Below are 16,357 nucleotides of genomic sequence, written 5' to 3' on the forward strand. Positions count from 1 at the left end.
CTTCTTCGTTACCTCGTGAGTGCATTAGGCCTTGTCAGTAACTTTTTTCTGAGAAGAAGGTGACAAGCAGTCGAGATTCTGGTTCCGTACGTGCTGCGCGACACAACCGACACGCGCTCAGGAGACAGCGTCAGATGACTGAAGCGAATCGTCGGCCCGCGACGGGGGACCACTCGAACGTCCCACCCACGCCGGCTCGACACCACGCCCCACAGATGCGCACCAAGAACGAGACCACGGCCGACCCCCTCGAGATCGCCAACCGCGCTCTCGAGGGGTTGTCGCCGGCGACCGAGTCGTGGTTCAACACCCCGAGGGCGACCGCCGAGCAGGCGCGACCTCGCCACACGCCGTACACGCCCCAGCCGCAGCAGCCCCAGCCCAGCACCGCGCTCGTCCCGCGACGCCCCGACGCCGGCTATCCCGCGCCGCCGCGGCCCGTCTACCAGCGCCCGATGCCTCCGCACGCGCAGCTGCCGCGGTACGCCTACCAGCCGAGCCCCTACACGGCGCACCAGCTGCACCCGGCAGGGCCCGTGACGTTCGCCAACCCGGCGATGCCGTCCTACGCCGCCGCTCAGGTGCCGACGCGGAACGGCGCCGTCCTGAACGGCCCGGCCCCGAAGAGCCACGTTCGCAACAAGAAGGCCGTGCTGCTGCCGCTCGCGGCGATGGCGATCGCCTCGGCCGGCATCGGCGCCTTCGCCCAGGCCAACGTCGGCCCGGACCTCGAGGCCCAGCAGGTCAAGGCCCATGCCGGCCAGTACGACGCCGTACCCGTGGTCGACATCGCCGACCAGCAGGTCATCGACGCCCCTGGCGTGATCGCGCCGGAGAAGGCGTCCCCGTTCTCCCCCTCGGCCCCGGGCAACACCTCCGGCGGGAAGCACTCCAACGGGGACTACGACGCACCCTCCACCGCCGAGGCCTACGGGGGCGCTCACTCCTCCAGCAGGACCATCCCCGCACCGCTCGAGGGCGACCCTCTGTCCGACAAGGATCCGGCACCCGCTCCCGAACCGGCCCCCGAGCCGGCGCCGGAGCCGACCCCGGAACCCGAGCCTGCTCCCGAGCCCGCACCGACCCCCGCGCCGACCGAACCGTCGCTGGGCAAGAACGTGGTGGCCCCGGTGCTCGACACGGTGACGGGTGTCATCGACGGTCTCACCGGAATTCAGCTCGACCTGACCCCCTGATCCACAGGTGACCCACGACGGGCCGTGACCTCTCCGAGGTCACGGCCCGTTTGCGTATGCCCGGGTGGGTTACCCATGGCCAGGAAGGGCCATCTAGAAATAGGACCTCCGTCCCGATAACTTCCGTGGTTTTCTCTCGTTTGCCCGATGTGCCACCCCTTAACTCGGGAGTGCGCCAGGTTCCCCCGGATCTGGCAGGTGGCACGGCCCCGTTGCGGGGATCTTGGGGGATCCCCACCGCAGAATCGGAGTCCAACCAACAATGCGAAGCATCCGTACGCTCGCGCTGTCCGCAGCCGCTGCCGCCGTCGTCGGCGCAGTTCTGGTTGTGCCGGCGCCCTCACAGGCCGCACTGACGAACACCTCGTTCGGGCTGTTTGCCAGCGGCTTCGGCACCCGCGTGACCGGTGGAAACATCCCGGCCAACTCGGGAGACCTCGGCTACCAGACCATCGGGTGCACCCGTAAGGCTGGTTACGACGTCAACAACAACACCGCCGGCGCCAAGGTGCCGGGTCTCGGCACGATCGGTGCCACCACGACCAAGCAGCGCACCGTCAAGTCCGGCGCGACGGTCAAGTCCATCTCGGAGCACAAGATCGCCGACGTCGTGCTCGACAAGAGCCCGCTGGGCACGGTCACCGTCGAGGGCCTCAGCTCGGTCTCCCAGGCGTGGTGGGACGGCAAGGGCTACAAGGCCGACTCCAAGGCCAAGATCGCTCACATCGTTCTCGACCCGGCCGGCCCCGGCCAGAAGATCGACCTGCCGATCCCCGGCCGTGACAAGCCGCTCGTCATCCCGGGCATTGCCACCATCGGTCTGGGCAACACCGTCGAGAAGACCAACGCCGACGGCGCCGAGGCTTACGCCAACGGCATCTGGATCAAGCTCCACGGCACCGACTCCGAGGTCATCGTCGGTCGCTCGCGCGCCGAGATCAACGGTCAGGCCTACTCCGCCACCTTCCGTGGCTTCTCCAACGGCATCGACGCCTCCGCGCTCGGTGGTGTCGCCAAGGTCGGCAAGAACCCGCTGACCAACGCCTCCTGCGCCGGCACCAAGGGCAAGCTGAAGACCAAGTCCATCGCCGGTGTTCCGCTGGGCGACGCCGGCAGCGTCGTCGACGTCAAGGGCCTGACCAGCGGTCAGCGTTCGAACCAGACCAAGACCACCGCCGAGGGCTACACCTTCGCCGAGGTCGCCGGCGTCAACATCGGCGACGGCGCGATCCGCATCGAGGCCATCCGCGCCCAGGCGAACGCCAAGTTCGTCAAGGGCAAGGGCGCCTCGACGTCCACCTCGGGCACCAAGTTCGGCGACATCTACATCAACGACCAGAAGGTCTCCCTCGCCCAGCTCGGGTCGGCGCTCTCCCGCGTCGACATCCCCGGCCTGGCCAAGATCGAGACCAACGTCGTCGTCGAGCGCAGCAAGAACCTGATCGAGGTCGTCGCCCTGCGGCTGACGCTCCTCGACGCCACCGAGGGCACCAAGACCGTTGTCAACATCGGTCACGCCAAGTTCAAGGTGAACTCGAACGCGTGAGGCCTTGATCCACTGAGGCTGTCCTAAGAAACGGCCCGCGTCCTGACCAGGTCGCGGGCCGTTTCTTCATTCTGAAGTTACTCACGGGTAGTATCAACCCACCCATACGCACCCGAGCCGACCCGAAGCATTAGGCTCGGGTCATTCCGGCAGTCCTGCCCCCTGATGAGGAGCGCCTAGGCATGTTGCAGATCATCGCCATCGTCGTGTGTCTTGCGGCAACGGTGGCCACCGCCTACCTGGTGATCAAGGCGGTCCGGTCGATGCTCGCGGTCATCAAGATCGGTACGCCGATCAGCCGCGTCGACCAGCCACTCGCCCGCACCCTGACGATGTTGAAAGAGACCGTCCTCCACACGCGCATGTTGCAGTGGACCTGGGTCGGGATCCTGCACTGGTTCGCCTTCGCGGCGTTCATCGTGCTCTCCACAGCGGTCGGGGCGGCGTACTTCCAGCTGTTCGACCCCGAGTGGACGCTTCCGGTCATCGGCAAGCTGTTCGCCTACGAATGGGTCGCCGAGGTCCTCGGCCTGCTCGGCGCGCTGGGCATCATCCCGCTGATCGTCTACCGGCTGACCCACCAGCCGGCGAAGATGGGGCGCGAGACTCGGTTCTACGGCTCGACCCAGTGGCAGGCGTTCTTCGTCGAGGCAATGGTGCTCGTGGAGAGCGCGGCGATCCTGTTCATCCGCGGCGCTGAGTACAACCTGGCCAAGGCCCACGGCGGCGAGGTCGCCGAGCACGCGACTGCTTTCCACTTCCCGATCTCGCAGTTCTTCGGCGCGCTCTACCCCACCGGCGCCGACGCGATCCCCACGCTCGAGAACGTCATCTACGCGATCGCGGCCTTCAAGATCATCACCGCGCTGATCTGGCTGGCCGTCGTCTCCACCCACCTGACCATGGGTGTCGCCTGGCACCGCTTCACCGCCTGGTTCAACATCTGGTTCAAGCGCGAGCCGGCGTCGCGTACGTCTGCTGTCGACGGCGCGCGCCCGCTCGGCACCGCGCTCGGCGCGATCAAGCCGATGCTCATCGACGGCAAGCCCGTCACCCTCGAGGACGTCGAGGAGGACCGGATCCCCGAGGACGCGATCCTCGGCGTCGGCTCGATCCAGGACTTCTCCTGGAAGGGCATCCTCGACTTCACCACCTGCACCGAGTGTGGCCGCTGCCAGTCGCAGTGCCCCGCCTGGAACACCGAGAAGCCGCTCTCGCCCAAGCTGCTGATGATGGGGCTGCGCGAGCACGCGTACGCCGCGGCCGCAGACGGCGACCTCAAGGAGAAGCCGCTGATCGGCAAGGCCGACGGCGCCCCGGCCGGCGCCGAAAGCAACACCGAGGTCCTGGACTGGTTCTACAACCCCGAGGACGGCGGCTTCGTCATCGACGAGGACGTGCTCTGGTCCTGCACCTCGTGCGGCGCCTGCGTCCAGCAGTGCCCCGTCGACATCGAGCACGTCGACCACATCATGGACATGCGCCGCTACCAGGTGCTCGTCGAGTCGAACTTCCCCTCCGAGCTCAACGGCCTCTTCAAGGGCCTGGAGGGCAAGGGCAACCCCTGGAACATGAACGCCAACGCGCGCATGGACTGGGCCAAGGACCTGCCCTTCGACGTCAAGGAGGTCGGCAAGGACATCGAGTCGCTGGAGGAGGTCGACTGGCTGTTCTGGGTCGGCTGTGCCGGCGCCTACGAGGACCGGGCCAAGAAGACCACCCGCGCCGTGGCCGAGCTGCTCGACATGGCCGGGGTCTCCTTCGGCGTACTCGGCAACGGTGAGACCTGCACCGGCGACTCCGCTCGCCGCGCCGGCAACGAGTTCGTCTTCCAGGGCCTGGCTCAGCAGAACGTCGAGACGTTCAAGGAGTTCAAGGTCAAGAAGGCCGTCACCACCTGTGCTCACTGCTTCAACACGTTGAAGAACGAGTACAAGGAGTTCGGCATCGAGCTCGAGGTCGTCCACCACACCCAGCTGCTCAACCGTCTCGTACGCGAGGGCAAGCTGACCCCGGTCGCGGACGGCGCCGGCGCCCACAAGCGCTCGATCACCTACCACGACCCGTGCTACATCGGTCGCCACAACGGCGTCTACGAGCCGCCGCGCGAGCTGCTGCAGATCATGCCGGGTGCCGAGTACAAGGAGATGCCCCGCAACTCCGAGCGCTCCTTCTGCTGTGGTGCCGGCGGTGCCCGGATGTGGATGGAGGAGAAGATCGGGTCGCGGATCAACGAGAACCGCACCGACGAGGCCGTCGCCACCGGCGCCGACCAGATCGCCGTCGGCTGCCCGTTCTGCCGCGTGATGCTCTCCGACGGCCTGACCAAGGCCCAGGCCAACGGGGCCGCCCGCGAAGAGGTCGAGGTGCTCGACGTTGCGCAGATGCTGCTCGCGTCCGTCAAGGGCGAGCAGGCCACCAAGCTGGCCCCGGGCGAGGGTGCGAAGGTCGGTGCCGCCGCCAAGGCCGCTCCGGCCGTCGAGGAGGCCGCGCCGGCCGCTGCAGCGGGCACGTCGCTCTTCGACTCCGCCCCCGAGACGACCGAGACCACCGAGAAGGCTCCTGCCGACGCGTCCTCGCTCTTCGACACCCCCGCCCCGGCCGAGCCGGCCACCGGAGGTACGTCGGGCGGCGGGTCGCTCTTCGACACCCCCGCTCCGGCCGCCGAGCCGGAGAAGCCGGCCTCCGGCGGGTCGCTCTTCGACGACGGCGGGTCGCTCTTCGACACGCCGGCGGAGAAGCCCGCCGAGGAGACCCCGGCCTCGGGTGGGTCGCTGTTCGACGTGCCCGCCGACAAGCCGGCCGACAAGCCGGCCGAGGAGCCTGCTGCGGATCTCGGGTCCGGAGGGTCGCTCTTCGACGTACCCGCCCAGGAGGCCGAGCCTGCCGCCGCACCCGAGGCGAAGGCCGCCCCGGCACCCGCCGAGGAGCCCGCTGTCGACCTCGGCGGAGGCGGCTCGCTCTTCGACATCCCGGCCGCCCCTGCCGAGGAGGCCGCACCGGCCCCCGAGGCGAAGGCCGCACCGGCTCCGGCCGAGCCCGAGGCACCTGCCCCGGCTGCCGCGCCGGCTGCCGAGGAGCCGAGCATCGACCTCAGCGCCGGTGGTTCGCTCTTCGACATCCCGGCCGGCGAGCCCGAGCCAGCTCCGGCGAAGGCCCCCGAGGCCGCTGCCCCGGTCGAGGCCGTTGAGGCTCCGGTCGAGGCTGAAGCCCCAGCCGAGGCTGCCGCTCCGGTTGCGCCCGTCGCACCCGCTGCGCCGGTCGCCGGGTCGGGAGTGACCTCGGAGCCGAAGACGGATGTCGACTTCGACAGCCTCGGCTCGCTCTTCGACATCGAGGCACCGGAGGGAACGGTCGCGGCAGCAGCTCCGGCCGCCCCCGCCGCTCCTGCGGCCGAGGCCGCCCCGGAGGCCGTGGTCGACGAGGCACCTGCCGCACCCGCCGAAGAAGCGGCGGTCGTGGAGGAGGCCTCGGCCGAGCCCGAGCCGGAATCGGAGCCGGAGCCGGAGCCCGAGAAGGCCGCCCCCGCACCGGAGCCGAAGCCGGCGCCGGCCGTGAGCGGAGAGGCGCACACGCCGCGTACCGACGTCGACATCCACGAGGCAGGGTCGCTCTTCGACCTCTGACCCCCGCGGTCCGCAGCACCAGCCGATGACACCTTGTGAGTGATTCACAAGGTGTCATCGGCATTTAGGTCGAGGCGTCACCCGCGTCGGCCGAGACGGCACCAGCATGCCCACTCGGCCGACCGGGGTGACGCCTCGGCGAGAGCTTGACGTCACGTGATGTCACATTGGGGTTGTGGTGACGTCACGATGATGTCATAGTGGTGCGCATGGACATCACGCCGTACATCGACAGCCTGCGACGGGACCTGCTGGCCGCGGCCGAGGCCTCCGGGCCGGAGGCGCGGGAGACTGCGGAGCGGCTCACCTACGCGCTCGACCCGGCCGCTCGGCTGGCGGTGATGGAGGCGGTGAGCCAGGCGGCCGCGGAGATCACGGCGGAGCTGCCGACGGGCAACGTGGACGTACGTCTGCGCGGGCGCGACCTGGAGTTCGGGGTCACGCTTCCGGAGCCCGTCGAGCCGGTCGCCCCGGCGCCGCCGACGCCGCCGGCCCCACCCGCTCCCCCGGCCCCGCCGGAGCCGGAGGGCGACGACACCCTCTCCCGGGTGACGCTGCGCATCCCGGAGTCGCTCAAGGCGAAGGCCGAGGAGGCGGCGGCCGACGCCGGCCAGTCGCTCAACACCTGGCTCGTCGGCGCGGTCCGCGCGGCGACCCGCGAGCACGCGGTCAACGTCGACGTCGACCTCTCCGCCATCCCCAACATCGTCAGCGAGGCGATGAGCAGCCTCGATCCGTTCCGCGAGAGCTTTCGCGGCAGGTCCGACCGCCGGATGACCGGCTGGCTCTGACCTGACCCCACCCACGACAACGGACGGCCGCCCGGCCGGTCCGGTAGATCACCACACCCTTCAGGAGCAGCACCATGAGCACGTACACCTTCATGTCCACCGCCCCCGCCAAGCTGTTCGTCGAGTTCGGCAAGGGCAACCTCGAGGTCCAGGCGACCGACACGGACGAGACGGTCGTCGAGGTCGACGGCGATGATGCCGAGAGTCTCGTCGTCGAGCAGAGCGGCGACACCATCAACATCGTCGACCCGCACAAGGGCCCGTTCAGCCGCTCGAGAAGCTACGACATCAGCGTGACGGTCCCGGCCCGCAGCCAGCTCCGTGTCCGCACCGGGAGCGCCGACATCGCCACCCAGGGCGTGCTCCGGGCGACCTGGGTGCAGACCGGGTCGGGCGACGTACGGATCGACCGGGTCACCGAGGAGTTCCAGGTCGAGTCCGGCTCGGGCGACGTCGAGGCCGACACCCTCGACGGGCGCGCGTCGATCAAGTCCGGGTCCGGTGACATCCGGATCGGTACGGTCCACGACCTGCACACCAAGACCGGCTCCGGCAGCGTGGAGATCGACGAGGTCGAGGGCGACGTGAGCCACTCGACCGGCGCCGGCGACTTTGCGATCCACTCGGTCGGCGCGGGCCGGATCTCGGTGAAGGGAGCCTCCTCCGACGTACGCATCGGGATCCCGAACGGCACCCCGGTGTGGACCGACGTCAACACGGTGACCGGCCGGTGCACCAGCACTGTCCAGAGCGCTGGTGCACCGGCCGCAGGTGAGCCCTACGTCGAGCTCCGCACCACCACCGTGAGTGGTGACATCACCCTCATCGGGCTCTGAGCCCGATGAGGAGGGCTACTTCTCCTTGGTGAGGTGAGGAGCGTCCGGCACGACCGGCCGGAGCAGGCCCCAGGCGATGAAGGCACCACCGACGACGAGCAGGGCGATGCCGGCCCACAGGTTGGCGTTGGGCCCGCCGGTCTTGTCGACCTCGGGGTCGCCGAACAGGCCCATCAGCAGCAGGATGACGCCGTAGACCGCGAGCAGGGACCCGATCACGTTGCGGATGTCGAAGAGCGACAGCAGCGTGCCGAGCAGCCCCTTGTCGGTCTTGGCTGAGTTCGATTCGCTAGGCATCTCAGTCTCCTCAGAAGATCGCGTTCAGGATGGTGACCAGGACCAGCGCGAGGCCGGCGAGGGGCACCGGGCGCTGCCACCACGGGCGACCGGCGTCCTCCGGATCCACCAGGTCCTCCCTCGGTGTCTCGGAGTAGACCAGACCCTTCAGAGAGCCTTCCGGCTTCGGCGCGGTCACCAGCGAGACGAGCACGCTGACGATGATGTCGACGCCGAAGGCCACACCGGCGGCCACGAACGAAGCGCCCTGACCGGACAGCGGCAGGACGCCGACGGAGAGTCCGCCGAGCGTGCCGTCGGCGAGGATGCCGACGCCCACCGCTGCCAAGGTGCCCGACACGAGACCCGCCCAGCCGGCGGTCGCGGTCATCCGCTTCCAGAACATACCCAGGATGAACGTCGCGAACAGCGGCGCGTTGAAGAACCCGAACAGGGTCTGCAGGTAGTCCATGATGTTGGAGAAGCTGGAGGCCAGGACGGCGGTGAAGATCGCGATGGCCGTCGCCGCGACGGTCGCCCAGCGGCCGAGCTTCACGTAGAAGTCGTCGGGGCGGTCCTTGATGATGTACTCCTGGATGATGTCGAAGGACACCACCGTGTTGAAGGCGGAGACGTTGGCCGCCATACCGGCCATGAACGCCGCCAGCAGACCCGTGATCGCCAGGCCGAGCAGACCGTTGGGCAGCACCTCTGCCATCAGGTAGAGCAGCGAGTCGTTGTAGGTCACGCCCTCGCCCGAGGCACCGCCGGCGATCGACTCCCCCGCCTTCGTCTGGGCGATCTCGGTGACCAGGACTGCCGCGATCATGCCGGGGAGGATGGTGATGAACGGGATGAACATCTTCGGGTACGCACCGATGATCGGCGTCTTGCGGGCCGCGCTGATCGAGTCGGCGGCCATCGCTCGCTGGACCTCGACGAAGTTGGTCGTCCAGTAGCCGAAGGAGAGCACGAAGCCGAGACCGAACACGATGCCGACGACCGAGAGGAAGTCGGAGGAGAAGCCGGTCAGGGCGGCGCCGGGCCAGGAGTTGAGCTGGTCGGCGGCGGGCGCGATGGTGTCGGGGTTGGCAGCCGCGGCCTGCTCGATCTTCGAGGTCAGGCCGTCCCAGCCACCCACCCGGTGGAGACCCAGGATGGTCAGGGGCAGCAGCCCGGCGACGATCACGAAGAACTGCAGCACCTCGTTGTAGATCGCGGCCTTCAGACCACCGAGGGTGATGTAGGACAGCACGATCACCGCGGCCACGATCAGCGCCACCCACAGCGGCCAGCCGAGCAGCGCGTGCACGATGGAGCCGAGCAGGTAGAGGTTGATACCGGCGATGAGCAGCTGCGCCACGGCGAACGAGAGCGCGTTGACCAGATGGGCGCCGGTGCCGAAACGACGCTTCATGAACTCGGGGACCGAGCGCACCTTCGAGCCGTAGTAGAACGGCATCATCACGACGCCCAGGAACAGCATCGCCGGGATGGCACCGATCCAGAAGTAATGGACGGTGGGGAGCCCGACCTGGGCTCCCGTTGCCGACATCCCCATGATCTCGACGGCGCCGAGGTTTGCTGAGATGAAGGCGAGACCGGTGACCCACGCGGGCAGGGACCGACCGGACAGGAAGAAGTCCACCGAGCTCGACATACCCCGGCTGGCCAGGAAGCCGATGCCGAGAACGAACGCGAAGTAGATGGCGATCAGGAGATAGTCGACCGCGTTTGCCTGGATCAGGGTGTCCGCGGCCAGGATGCTTGCTTGCATACCGAGACCCTTCTAATGGAGTGGGCGGATCAAACTTAACCACGCGGACGCCCCGAAAACGCGCTGGGTCACCCCTTCATCGACACGCCTTCTCGCCAGTAGCCCATGAAGGCGACCTGCTTGCGCGGCATCTCGAGCTCGTTGACCAGATGACGACGCAGTGCGGTGACCATCCGGGACTCCCCGGCGACCCAGGCGTAGCGCCCGTCCTCGCCTCCCTCGGCGCCGTTCGAGACCACCGCCTCACCGGAGGAGGAGTAGACGGGCGTCTCCCACAGATCGGGGTCCTCGACCTCGACCGAGGTCACGTCCTCGGGCGTCGCCGCGAAGCCGAGCAGCCCGCCGACGGCAGCCAGGGACGGACCGCCCACGGGCGCCCCCTCACGCGGCAGCCAGGTGACCTGCAGCCCCTCGGGCGCCGAGACATCCTGTACGTCACCAGCGACAGGCACCTCCAGGAAGGCCGATCCGGTGGCGTCCGCCGGCAGGGACTCCAGGATCGAGACGATCGCCGGGACAGCCGTCTCGTCGCCGACCAGGAGGAGCCGGGTCGCGTCGTCGGGAAGCCACTCGATCCCACCGTAGGGCTCGCCGAGCTTGGGTCCGGCGACCAGGATCTCGTCGCCCGGCCGGGCCGCGCCGGCCCAGTCGGAGCCGGGGCCGTGGGCGCCGGGGTGCAGCACGAAGTCGACGTACAGACGCTTCTCGATGCCTTCGCCCTCGATCGAACGGATCGTGTAGGTGCGCATCCGAGGGCGCTCCTCCTCGGGGAGGGCGAGCCATTCGGTGTACCAGTCCTCGGCCCTCAGCTCGGGCAGCACGCCCGGGGTGGCCGGGAAGAGGAGCTTGATGCGCTGGTCGAGGGTCGGCCCGTCGTTGCCGAAGTCGGCCAGGTCGTCGCCGACCAGCTCGATCCGGGCGAAGGACGGGGAGAGGCGTTCGACGGAGCGCACCGAGACGCGGGCGAGGATGGGCATGTCAGGCTCCTTGTGCGTGGGGGTGAGCGGTGGGCCGGTGGTGACGTCCGATGGGGACGACCAGCGGTGTGCCCGAGACGGGGTCCGAGATGATCTGCGCCTCCAGACCGAAGACCTGCTCGACGCGGTCGGCGGTGACCACATCTGCGGGCTTGCCGGTGGCGGCGATCCTGCCGCCGCTCATCGCGATCAGGTGGTCGGCGTAGCGGGCAGCCAGGTTGAGGTCGTGGAGCACCATCACGACGGTGGTGCCACGCGAGGAGCGGAGTCCGTGGAGCAGGTCGAGGAGGTCGATCTGGTGGGCGACGTCGAGGAACGTGGTCGGCTCGTCGAGGAGCAGCAGGTCGGTCTGCTGGGCGAGCGCCATCGCCACCCAGACCCGCTGCCGCTGACCACCGGAGAGCTCGTCGACGATCCGGTCGGCGAGGTCGAGCGTGTTGGTCAGCTCGAGCGCCTCGGCCACGGCGGCGTCGTCCGCGGGCGACCAGCGCTGCAGCGCGCCACGGTGGGGCTGGCGACCGCGACCGACGAGGTCGACGACCGTGATCCCCTCGGGCGCGATCGGCGACTGAGGCATGAGGCCGAGCGTCTTGGCCACCGCCCGGGTGGGCTGCTTGTGGACCGCCTTCCCGTCCAGGACGACCTGTCCCGAGATGGGGCGGAGCAGCCGCGCCATCCCGCGCAGCAGGGTCGACTTCCCGCAGCCGTTGGCACCGACGATCACGGTGGTCAGGCCGTCGGGGATCTCCAGGGAGACCTCGTCGACGATGGGGTCGCCGCCGTAGCCGAGGCTCACACTCTCCGCAGCGAGTCTCATCTGGGCCTCTTTCATGTCATCGCCTTCCGGCCCGCCCACTGGCGAGCAACCACAACAGGAACGGCGCCCCGAACGCACCGGTGACGACACCGACCGGGAGGTTGGTGTCGGGGAATCCATAGGCCGCGACGTAGTCGGCCCCGACCATCACGACGGCGCCGACCAGCGCGGCCCCGAGGATCGTCGTACGCCCGCCGTTGAGGACCCGGGCGATCGGACCGGCGACGAACGCGACGAACGCGACCGGGCCGGTCGCGGCGACCGCCAGCGCACACAGCAGCACGGCGAGGAGGAGCAGCAGGTCGGCGTAGCGGTGGGTGACGCCGAGCGCGTTGGCGACGTCCGGACCGAGCTCGAGCACGCGCTGGGACTTCACCGTCCAGGCCACCAGCGGGAGCAGGATCACCAGGGCGACGAGCAGGATCCGGATCGTCGGCCAGGAGGCCGAGTTGAGGCTGCCGGTCATCCAGCGCAGCGCGAGCTGGGCGTCGTACTCGTTGGCGCGGGTGAAGAGGTACTGGATCACCGCGACCAGGCCCGCGGCAGCGGTGACGCCGACGAGCACCAGGCGGTAGCCACCGTCGCTGCCGGCCACCAGCCGGATCACGACGGCGGTGAGCACCGCACCGATGATCCCGGCGACCGAGAGCGCCGAGCCGTTCAGCGAGAGGACGACGATCGCGAAGACCGCCGACGCGCTCGCCCCCAACGAGATGCCGAGCATGTCGGGGCTGGCGAGCGGGTTGCGCAGGGTCGACTGGAAGATCGCGCCGGCAGCGCCGAAGGCGATTCCGGCCAGTACGCCCAGGACCGCCCGGGGCAGCTTCGACTCCATCAGGATGAAGGTCGCTCCGGGGATCTCCTCGCCGCCGAGGATCCGGAAGAAGTCCGGCAGGGTGATGATGTAGTCGCCGGCGAGCACACGGAGCACGAACAGCCCGAACAGAGCCGTGCCCAGGCCACCGGCCACCAGGACGAGCCGCCGCTGCGGGATGCGCCGGGCGCTGCGTACGACCGCGGTGGGGTTGATCGACTGAACGGTCATAGTCCGGCCATCCGTCCGCGGCGCAGGAAGAAGACGAAGACGGGTACGCCGACGACGGCTGCCATCACACCGACCTGGATCTCCGAGGGCGGCCAGATGACCCGGCCGACCACGTCCGCCAAGAGGGTGAGGGCGGCGCCGAAGCCCGCCGAGAGAGGGAGCACTCGGGTGTAGGCCGAGCCGACCATGACCCGGACCATGTGGGGGACGATCAGGCCGACGAAGCCGATCGGCCCGCACAGCGCGGTGGCGGTGCCGGTGAGGAGCACGACGCCGAGGCCGATGACGGCGCGGTCGATGCCGGTACGCCGTCCGAGCCCGCGCGCGAGGTCGTCGCCGAGGGCGAGCGTGTCGAGGGTGCGGGCGCCGGCCAGGGTCAGCAGCGCGCCGACGGCCAGGAAGGGCAGGCCGGTCAGGACGATGTCCCAGCCACGGCCGCCGATGGTGCCGACCTGCCACAGCCGGATCACGTCGAAGGTCGCCTTGTCGGTGAGCAGGACGGCAGTGGTCCACGAGGTGACCCCGGCGGCGAGCGCGGCACCGGCGAGGACGAGCTTGGCAGGGGTCGCGCCACCCGACCCGAAGGAGGCGACCGTGTGCACGAGAACCGCAGCGATCGCGGCACCGGCGAAGCCGAACCAGAGGTAGGCGTTGAGCGACCCGATGCCGAAGACCGAGACCGCCAGCACCATCGCGAACGTGGCCCCGGAGTTGAGCCCGAGGAGCCCCGGGTCGGCCAGCGGGTTGCGGGTCAGGCCCTGCAGGCAGGCGCCGGAGAGCGCCAGCGCGGCGCCGGCCATCAGCCCGAGGACGGTGCGCGGCATCCGGGTCTCCAGGATGCCCTGGCCGACGCTGCCCTCACGCCACAGATCCAGCGGGGAGACGAGCTTCGCACCGATCAGCATCGAGGCGACCACGGCGACCAGGAGGACACCGGCGAGCAGGATCACGACCCGCAGCATCGACGACCGGCCCCGGCCGCGCGGATCCGCGGCCGGGGCTCGGTCGAGCGTCGTCGTGAGGGTCACTGACCCTCGAGAGCCTTGACGATGCCCGGGACGAACTCGTCGATGGCGTAGGGCACCGAGAGCGGCGTCGGGGTGCCGGCGGCGAGCGAGGCGACGTTGTCGGTCGAGGCCCACATGTGACCGGCCTTGATCGCGGGGACCTGCCCGATCAGCTTGTCCTTGGCGTACGTCTCGGCGTCGGTGTCCTCCACCGCGTAGGTGAACAGGAAGTCGGACTCGAGCTCGCTGGCCTTCTCCGCGGAGACCTGGGCGAAGAACTCGCCCTTCTTGGTGTTCTCCACCACGACCGGCGCGTTCTTCATGCCCAGGTCGGAGAGGAAGTCCGGGCGGGCGTCCTCGGTCGTGTAGAACGGGATCTGGGAGAGGTCGGCGGTGGCCAGCGCGGCCCAGATGAAGGTCTTGCCCTGGATCTCCGGGGTGTCCTTCTTGGCGTCCTCGTAGAGCTTCTGGGTGTCGGCCTCGACCTCGTCGGCCAGCTTGTTACGACCGGTGGCCTGACCGACCATGTCGAGGGAGTCCTCCCACGCGGTCGCCCACGGCTGGTCCGGGTAGGCGACGACCGGCGCGATCTCGGAGAGCTTCTTGTACTCCTCCTCGGTGATGCCCGAGTAGGTCGCCAGGATCAGGTCGGGGGTCTGCTTGGCGACCTCGTCGACCGGGATGGCGTCGGTCTGGTCGAGGATCGCCGGCATGTCGGCGTCGAGCTCCTCGAGCTTCTCGTCGAACCAGGGCGTGGTGCCGTCCTCGTCGCCGCCCCAGGTGACCTTGGGGATGCTGACGGGCACGACGCCCAGCGAGAGGAGCATGTCGGCGTCGTTGACACCGACGACGGAGATGCGCTTCGGCTCCTCCTCGATCGTGGTCTCACCGAAGGCGTGCTCGATGGTCACCGGGAAGGCGCCCGAGTCGGCCTTCGAGGTGGACTCCTGGCCGGAGTCGGCGGAGTCGGTGGAGCCCGTGCTGCAGGCAGCCAGGCCGGAGACAGCGAGCGCGGTGCTCACTGCGATGAGTACGGGACGACGGATCACGTGGGGACCACCTCGGGTTAGGCAATGCTTAGTTAGGACAGCCTAAACACATTCTGGTTTCCACGGGGTATCGGCCCCCAAGGTTTGGGACGCCGCGGTGGGCGGTCAGGGCCTGTCGAACGCCGCCCGCTCGGCCTCCACCCGATCCCGGATCACGCAGTCGAGCGAGTGGTCGTTGACGATCCCCATCGACTGCATGAACGCGTACATCGTCGTCGGCCCGACGAACTTCCAGCCTCGCTTCTTGAGGTCCTTGGAGAGGCTGATCGAGGCGGCGGAGGTGGCCACCACCTCCGGAATCGTGAGCGGCTCGGGCTCGAACCCCCAGACGTACGCAGCCAGCGAGCCGCGCTCCTCGACGAGGTCGACCGCACGGCGGGCGTTGTTGATCGCCGCCTCGATCTTGCCGCGGTGGCGGATGATCCTCGCGTCCTGCAGGAGGCGCTCGACGTCGCCCTCGTCGAACTCGGCCACCTTGTAGAAGTCGAAGTCGGCGAAGACCTCACGGAAGGCGGGCCGCTTGTTGAGGATCGTGCGCCACGACAGCCCGCTCTGGAACCCCTCCAGGCAGATCTTCTCGAAGAGCCGTACGTCACCGCCGGCCGGAAAACCCCACTCGGTGTCGTGGTAGTCCAGGAACTCCGGCGCCCCGCCGGCCCAGGCGCAGCGCGTCTGGCCGTCCGGGGCCAGGAACGGTGTCTCACTCATCCAACCGACCCTAGCGGCGACCACCGACAGGTCCGCTCAGATCTTGGTGCGGTGGAAACTCTGGAAGCTGCGCGAGGCGGTCGGGCCGCGCTGGCCCTGGTAGCGGCTGCCGTACTTCTCGCTGCCGTAGGGGTTCTGCGCGGGCGAGGTGAGCCTGAAGAAGCAGTACTGGCCGATCTTCATGCCCGGGTAGAGCTTGATCGGCAGCGTCGCGACGTTGGCCAGCTCGAGCGTCACGTGGCCGGAGAAGCCCGGGTCGACGAAGCCGGCGGTGGCGTGGGTGAGCAGCCCGAGGCGCCCCAGCGACGACTTCCCCTCCACGCGCGCGGCGATGTCGTCGGGCAGGCTGACGGTCTCGTAGGTCGACCCGAGCACGAACTCGCCCGGGTGCAGGATGAACGGCTCGTCGCCCTCGGTCTCGATCTGCCGGGTGAGCTCCGACTGGTCCACGGCCGGGTCGATCGTGGCGTACTTGTGGTTGTCGAAGACCCGGAAGAACCGGTCCAGGCGTACGTCGACGGACGACGGCTGCAGCATCGACTCGTCCCAGGGGTCGATGACGATCCGTCCGTCGTGGATCTCGGTCAGGATGTCCTTGTCGCTCAGCAGCACGAGGCCAACTTACCGGTTCTCATGCGTAGCGTTCACCGCCGCCATACGCTGCGCTTGTGCGCCACAACTCCCGTGTGACTCGGGCACTCACACT

14 protein-coding genes are annotated in these 16,357 nt (G+C 69.0%); 5 read left to right on the forward strand and 9 right to left on the reverse strand.

The genetic code is table 11. The features are described from left to right. Nucleotides 1-215: 215 nt before the first annotated feature. The 5 genes from ACZ6WN_RS10225 to ACZ6WN_RS10245 all read left to right on the forward strand — a co-directional run bounded on the left by ACZ6WN_RS10225 (nucleotide 216) and on the right by ACZ6WN_RS10245 (nucleotide 7,995). Nucleotides 216-1,196, forward strand: coding sequence for a hypothetical protein (locus tag ACZ6WN_RS10225; protein WP_465864528.1), 981 nt, complete (start codon nucleotides 216-218; stop codon nucleotides 1,194-1,196). Nucleotides 1,197-1,458: 262 nt separating this feature from the next. Continuing rightward, nucleotides 1,459-2,742, forward strand: coding sequence for a choice-of-anchor P family protein (locus ACZ6WN_RS10230; protein WP_465864529.1), 1,284 nt, complete (start codon nucleotides 1,459-1,461; stop codon nucleotides 2,740-2,742). Nucleotides 2,743-2,924: 182 nt separating this feature from the next. Then, the gene (locus ACZ6WN_RS10235; protein ID WP_465864530.1) at nucleotides 2,925-6,368 is read left to right on the forward strand and encodes a (Fe-S)-binding protein; all 3,444 of its coding nucleotides are present in this window, start codon (nucleotides 2,925-2,927) and stop codon (nucleotides 6,366-6,368) included. Between the two features lie 209 nt (nucleotides 6,369-6,577). After that, the gene (locus tag ACZ6WN_RS10240) at nucleotides 6,578-7,159 is read left to right on the forward strand and encodes a toxin-antitoxin system HicB family antitoxin (protein ID WP_465864531.1); all 582 of its coding nucleotides are present in this window, start codon (nucleotides 6,578-6,580) and stop codon (nucleotides 7,157-7,159) included. Between the two features lie 74 nt (nucleotides 7,160-7,233). Then, entirely contained in the window at nucleotides 7,234-7,995 is a 762-nt protein-coding gene (locus ACZ6WN_RS10245) for a DUF4097 family beta strand repeat-containing protein (RefSeq protein ID WP_465864532.1), read from the forward strand. Nucleotides 7,996-8,010: 15 nt separating this feature from the next. Here ACZ6WN_RS10245 and ACZ6WN_RS10250 read toward each other — a convergent pair whose 3' ends face one another. The 9 genes from ACZ6WN_RS10250 to dcd form a co-directional block, all read right to left on the reverse strand. After that, nucleotides 8,011-8,292, reverse strand: coding sequence for a hypothetical protein (locus ACZ6WN_RS10250; protein ID WP_465864533.1), 282 nt, complete (start codon nucleotides 8,290-8,292; stop codon nucleotides 8,011-8,013). A gap of 10 nt (nucleotides 8,293-8,302) precedes the next feature. Further along, on the reverse strand, nucleotides 8,303-10,033 hold the full coding sequence (locus tag ACZ6WN_RS10255) for a sodium:solute symporter family protein (RefSeq protein WP_465864966.1): 1,731 nt from the start codon (nucleotides 10,031-10,033) through the stop codon (nucleotides 8,303-8,305). Between the two features lie 83 nt (nucleotides 10,034-10,116). Further along, complete coding sequence (locus tag ACZ6WN_RS10260; protein ID WP_465864534.1) at nucleotides 10,117-11,025, reverse strand: siderophore-interacting protein; 909 nt, start codon at nucleotides 11,023-11,025, stop codon at nucleotides 10,117-10,119. 1 nt (nucleotide 11,026) lies between these two features. Continuing rightward, complete coding sequence (locus ACZ6WN_RS10265) at nucleotides 11,027-11,842, reverse strand: ABC transporter ATP-binding protein (protein WP_465864535.1); 816 nt, start codon at nucleotides 11,840-11,842, stop codon at nucleotides 11,027-11,029. Nucleotides 11,843-11,858: 16 nt separating this feature from the next. Further along, complete coding sequence (locus ACZ6WN_RS10270; protein WP_465864536.1) at nucleotides 11,859-12,887, reverse strand: FecCD family ABC transporter permease; 1,029 nt, start codon at nucleotides 12,885-12,887, stop codon at nucleotides 11,859-11,861. Next, the gene (locus ACZ6WN_RS10275) at nucleotides 12,884-13,915 is read right to left on the reverse strand and encodes a FecCD family ABC transporter permease (RefSeq protein ID WP_465864537.1); all 1,032 of its coding nucleotides are present in this window, start codon (nucleotides 13,913-13,915) and stop codon (nucleotides 12,884-12,886) included. The genes ACZ6WN_RS10270 and ACZ6WN_RS10275 overlap by 4 nt, the downstream gene beginning before the upstream one ends. Then, nucleotides 13,912-14,943, reverse strand: a complete 1,032-nt coding sequence (locus ACZ6WN_RS10280; protein ID WP_465864538.1) for an iron-siderophore ABC transporter substrate-binding protein — start codon at nucleotides 14,941-14,943, stop codon at nucleotides 13,912-13,914. The genes ACZ6WN_RS10275 and ACZ6WN_RS10280 overlap by 4 nt, the downstream gene beginning before the upstream one ends. A gap of 105 nt (nucleotides 14,944-15,048) precedes the next feature. After that, entirely contained in the window at nucleotides 15,049-15,651 is a 603-nt protein-coding gene (locus tag ACZ6WN_RS10285) for a DNA-3-methyladenine glycosylase I (protein ID WP_465864539.1), read from the reverse strand. A 36-nt stretch (nucleotides 15,652-15,687) separates the two neighbouring features. Then, nucleotides 15,688-16,263: a dCTP deaminase gene (gene dcd / locus ACZ6WN_RS10290; protein ID WP_141794788.1), complete on the reverse strand. Its 576-nt coding sequence runs from the start codon at nucleotides 16,261-16,263 to the stop codon at nucleotides 15,688-15,690. Nucleotides 16,264-16,357: the final 94 nt, after the last annotated feature.

It is taken from the genome of Nocardioides sp. NPDC054178, from assembly GCF_055585005.1.

What these genes read in the sequence shown, in the direction of transcription:
- ACZ6WN_RS10270 (WP_465864536.1), bottom strand. Translation starts at nt 12,887, where the DNA reads ATGACCGTTCAGTCGATCAACCCCACCGCGGTCGTACGCAGCGCCCGG.
- ACZ6WN_RS10225 (WP_465864528.1), top strand. Translation starts at nt 216, where the DNA reads ATGCGCACCAAGAACGAGACCACGGCCGACCCCCTCGAGATCGCCAAC.
- ACZ6WN_RS10235 (WP_465864530.1), top strand. Translation starts at nt 2,925, where the DNA reads ATGTTGCAGATCATCGCCATCGTCGTGTGTCTTGCGGCAACGGTGGCC.
- ACZ6WN_RS10230 (WP_465864529.1), top strand. Translation starts at nt 1,459, where the DNA reads ATGCGAAGCATCCGTACGCTCGCGCTGTCCGCAGCCGCTGCCGCCGTC.
- ACZ6WN_RS10265 (WP_465864535.1), bottom strand. Translation starts at nt 11,842, where the DNA reads ATGAGACTCGCTGCGGAGAGTGTGAGCCTCGGCTACGGCGGCGACCCC.
- ACZ6WN_RS10245 (WP_465864532.1), top strand. Translation starts at nt 7,234, where the DNA reads ATGAGCACGTACACCTTCATGTCCACCGCCCCCGCCAAGCTGTTCGTC.
- ACZ6WN_RS10240 (WP_465864531.1), top strand. Translation starts at nt 6,578, where the DNA reads ATGGACATCACGCCGTACATCGACAGCCTGCGACGGGACCTGCTGGCC.
- ACZ6WN_RS10285 (WP_465864539.1), bottom strand. Translation starts at nt 15,651, where the DNA reads ATGAGTGAGACACCGTTCCTGGCCCCGGACGGCCAGACGCGCTGCGCC.
- ACZ6WN_RS10250 (WP_465864533.1), bottom strand. Translation starts at nt 8,292, where the DNA reads ATGCCTAGCGAATCGAACTCAGCCAAGACCGACAAGGGGCTGCTCGGC.
- ACZ6WN_RS10260 (WP_465864534.1), bottom strand. Translation starts at nt 11,025, where the DNA reads ATGCCCATCCTCGCCCGCGTCTCGGTGCGCTCCGTCGAACGCCTCTCC.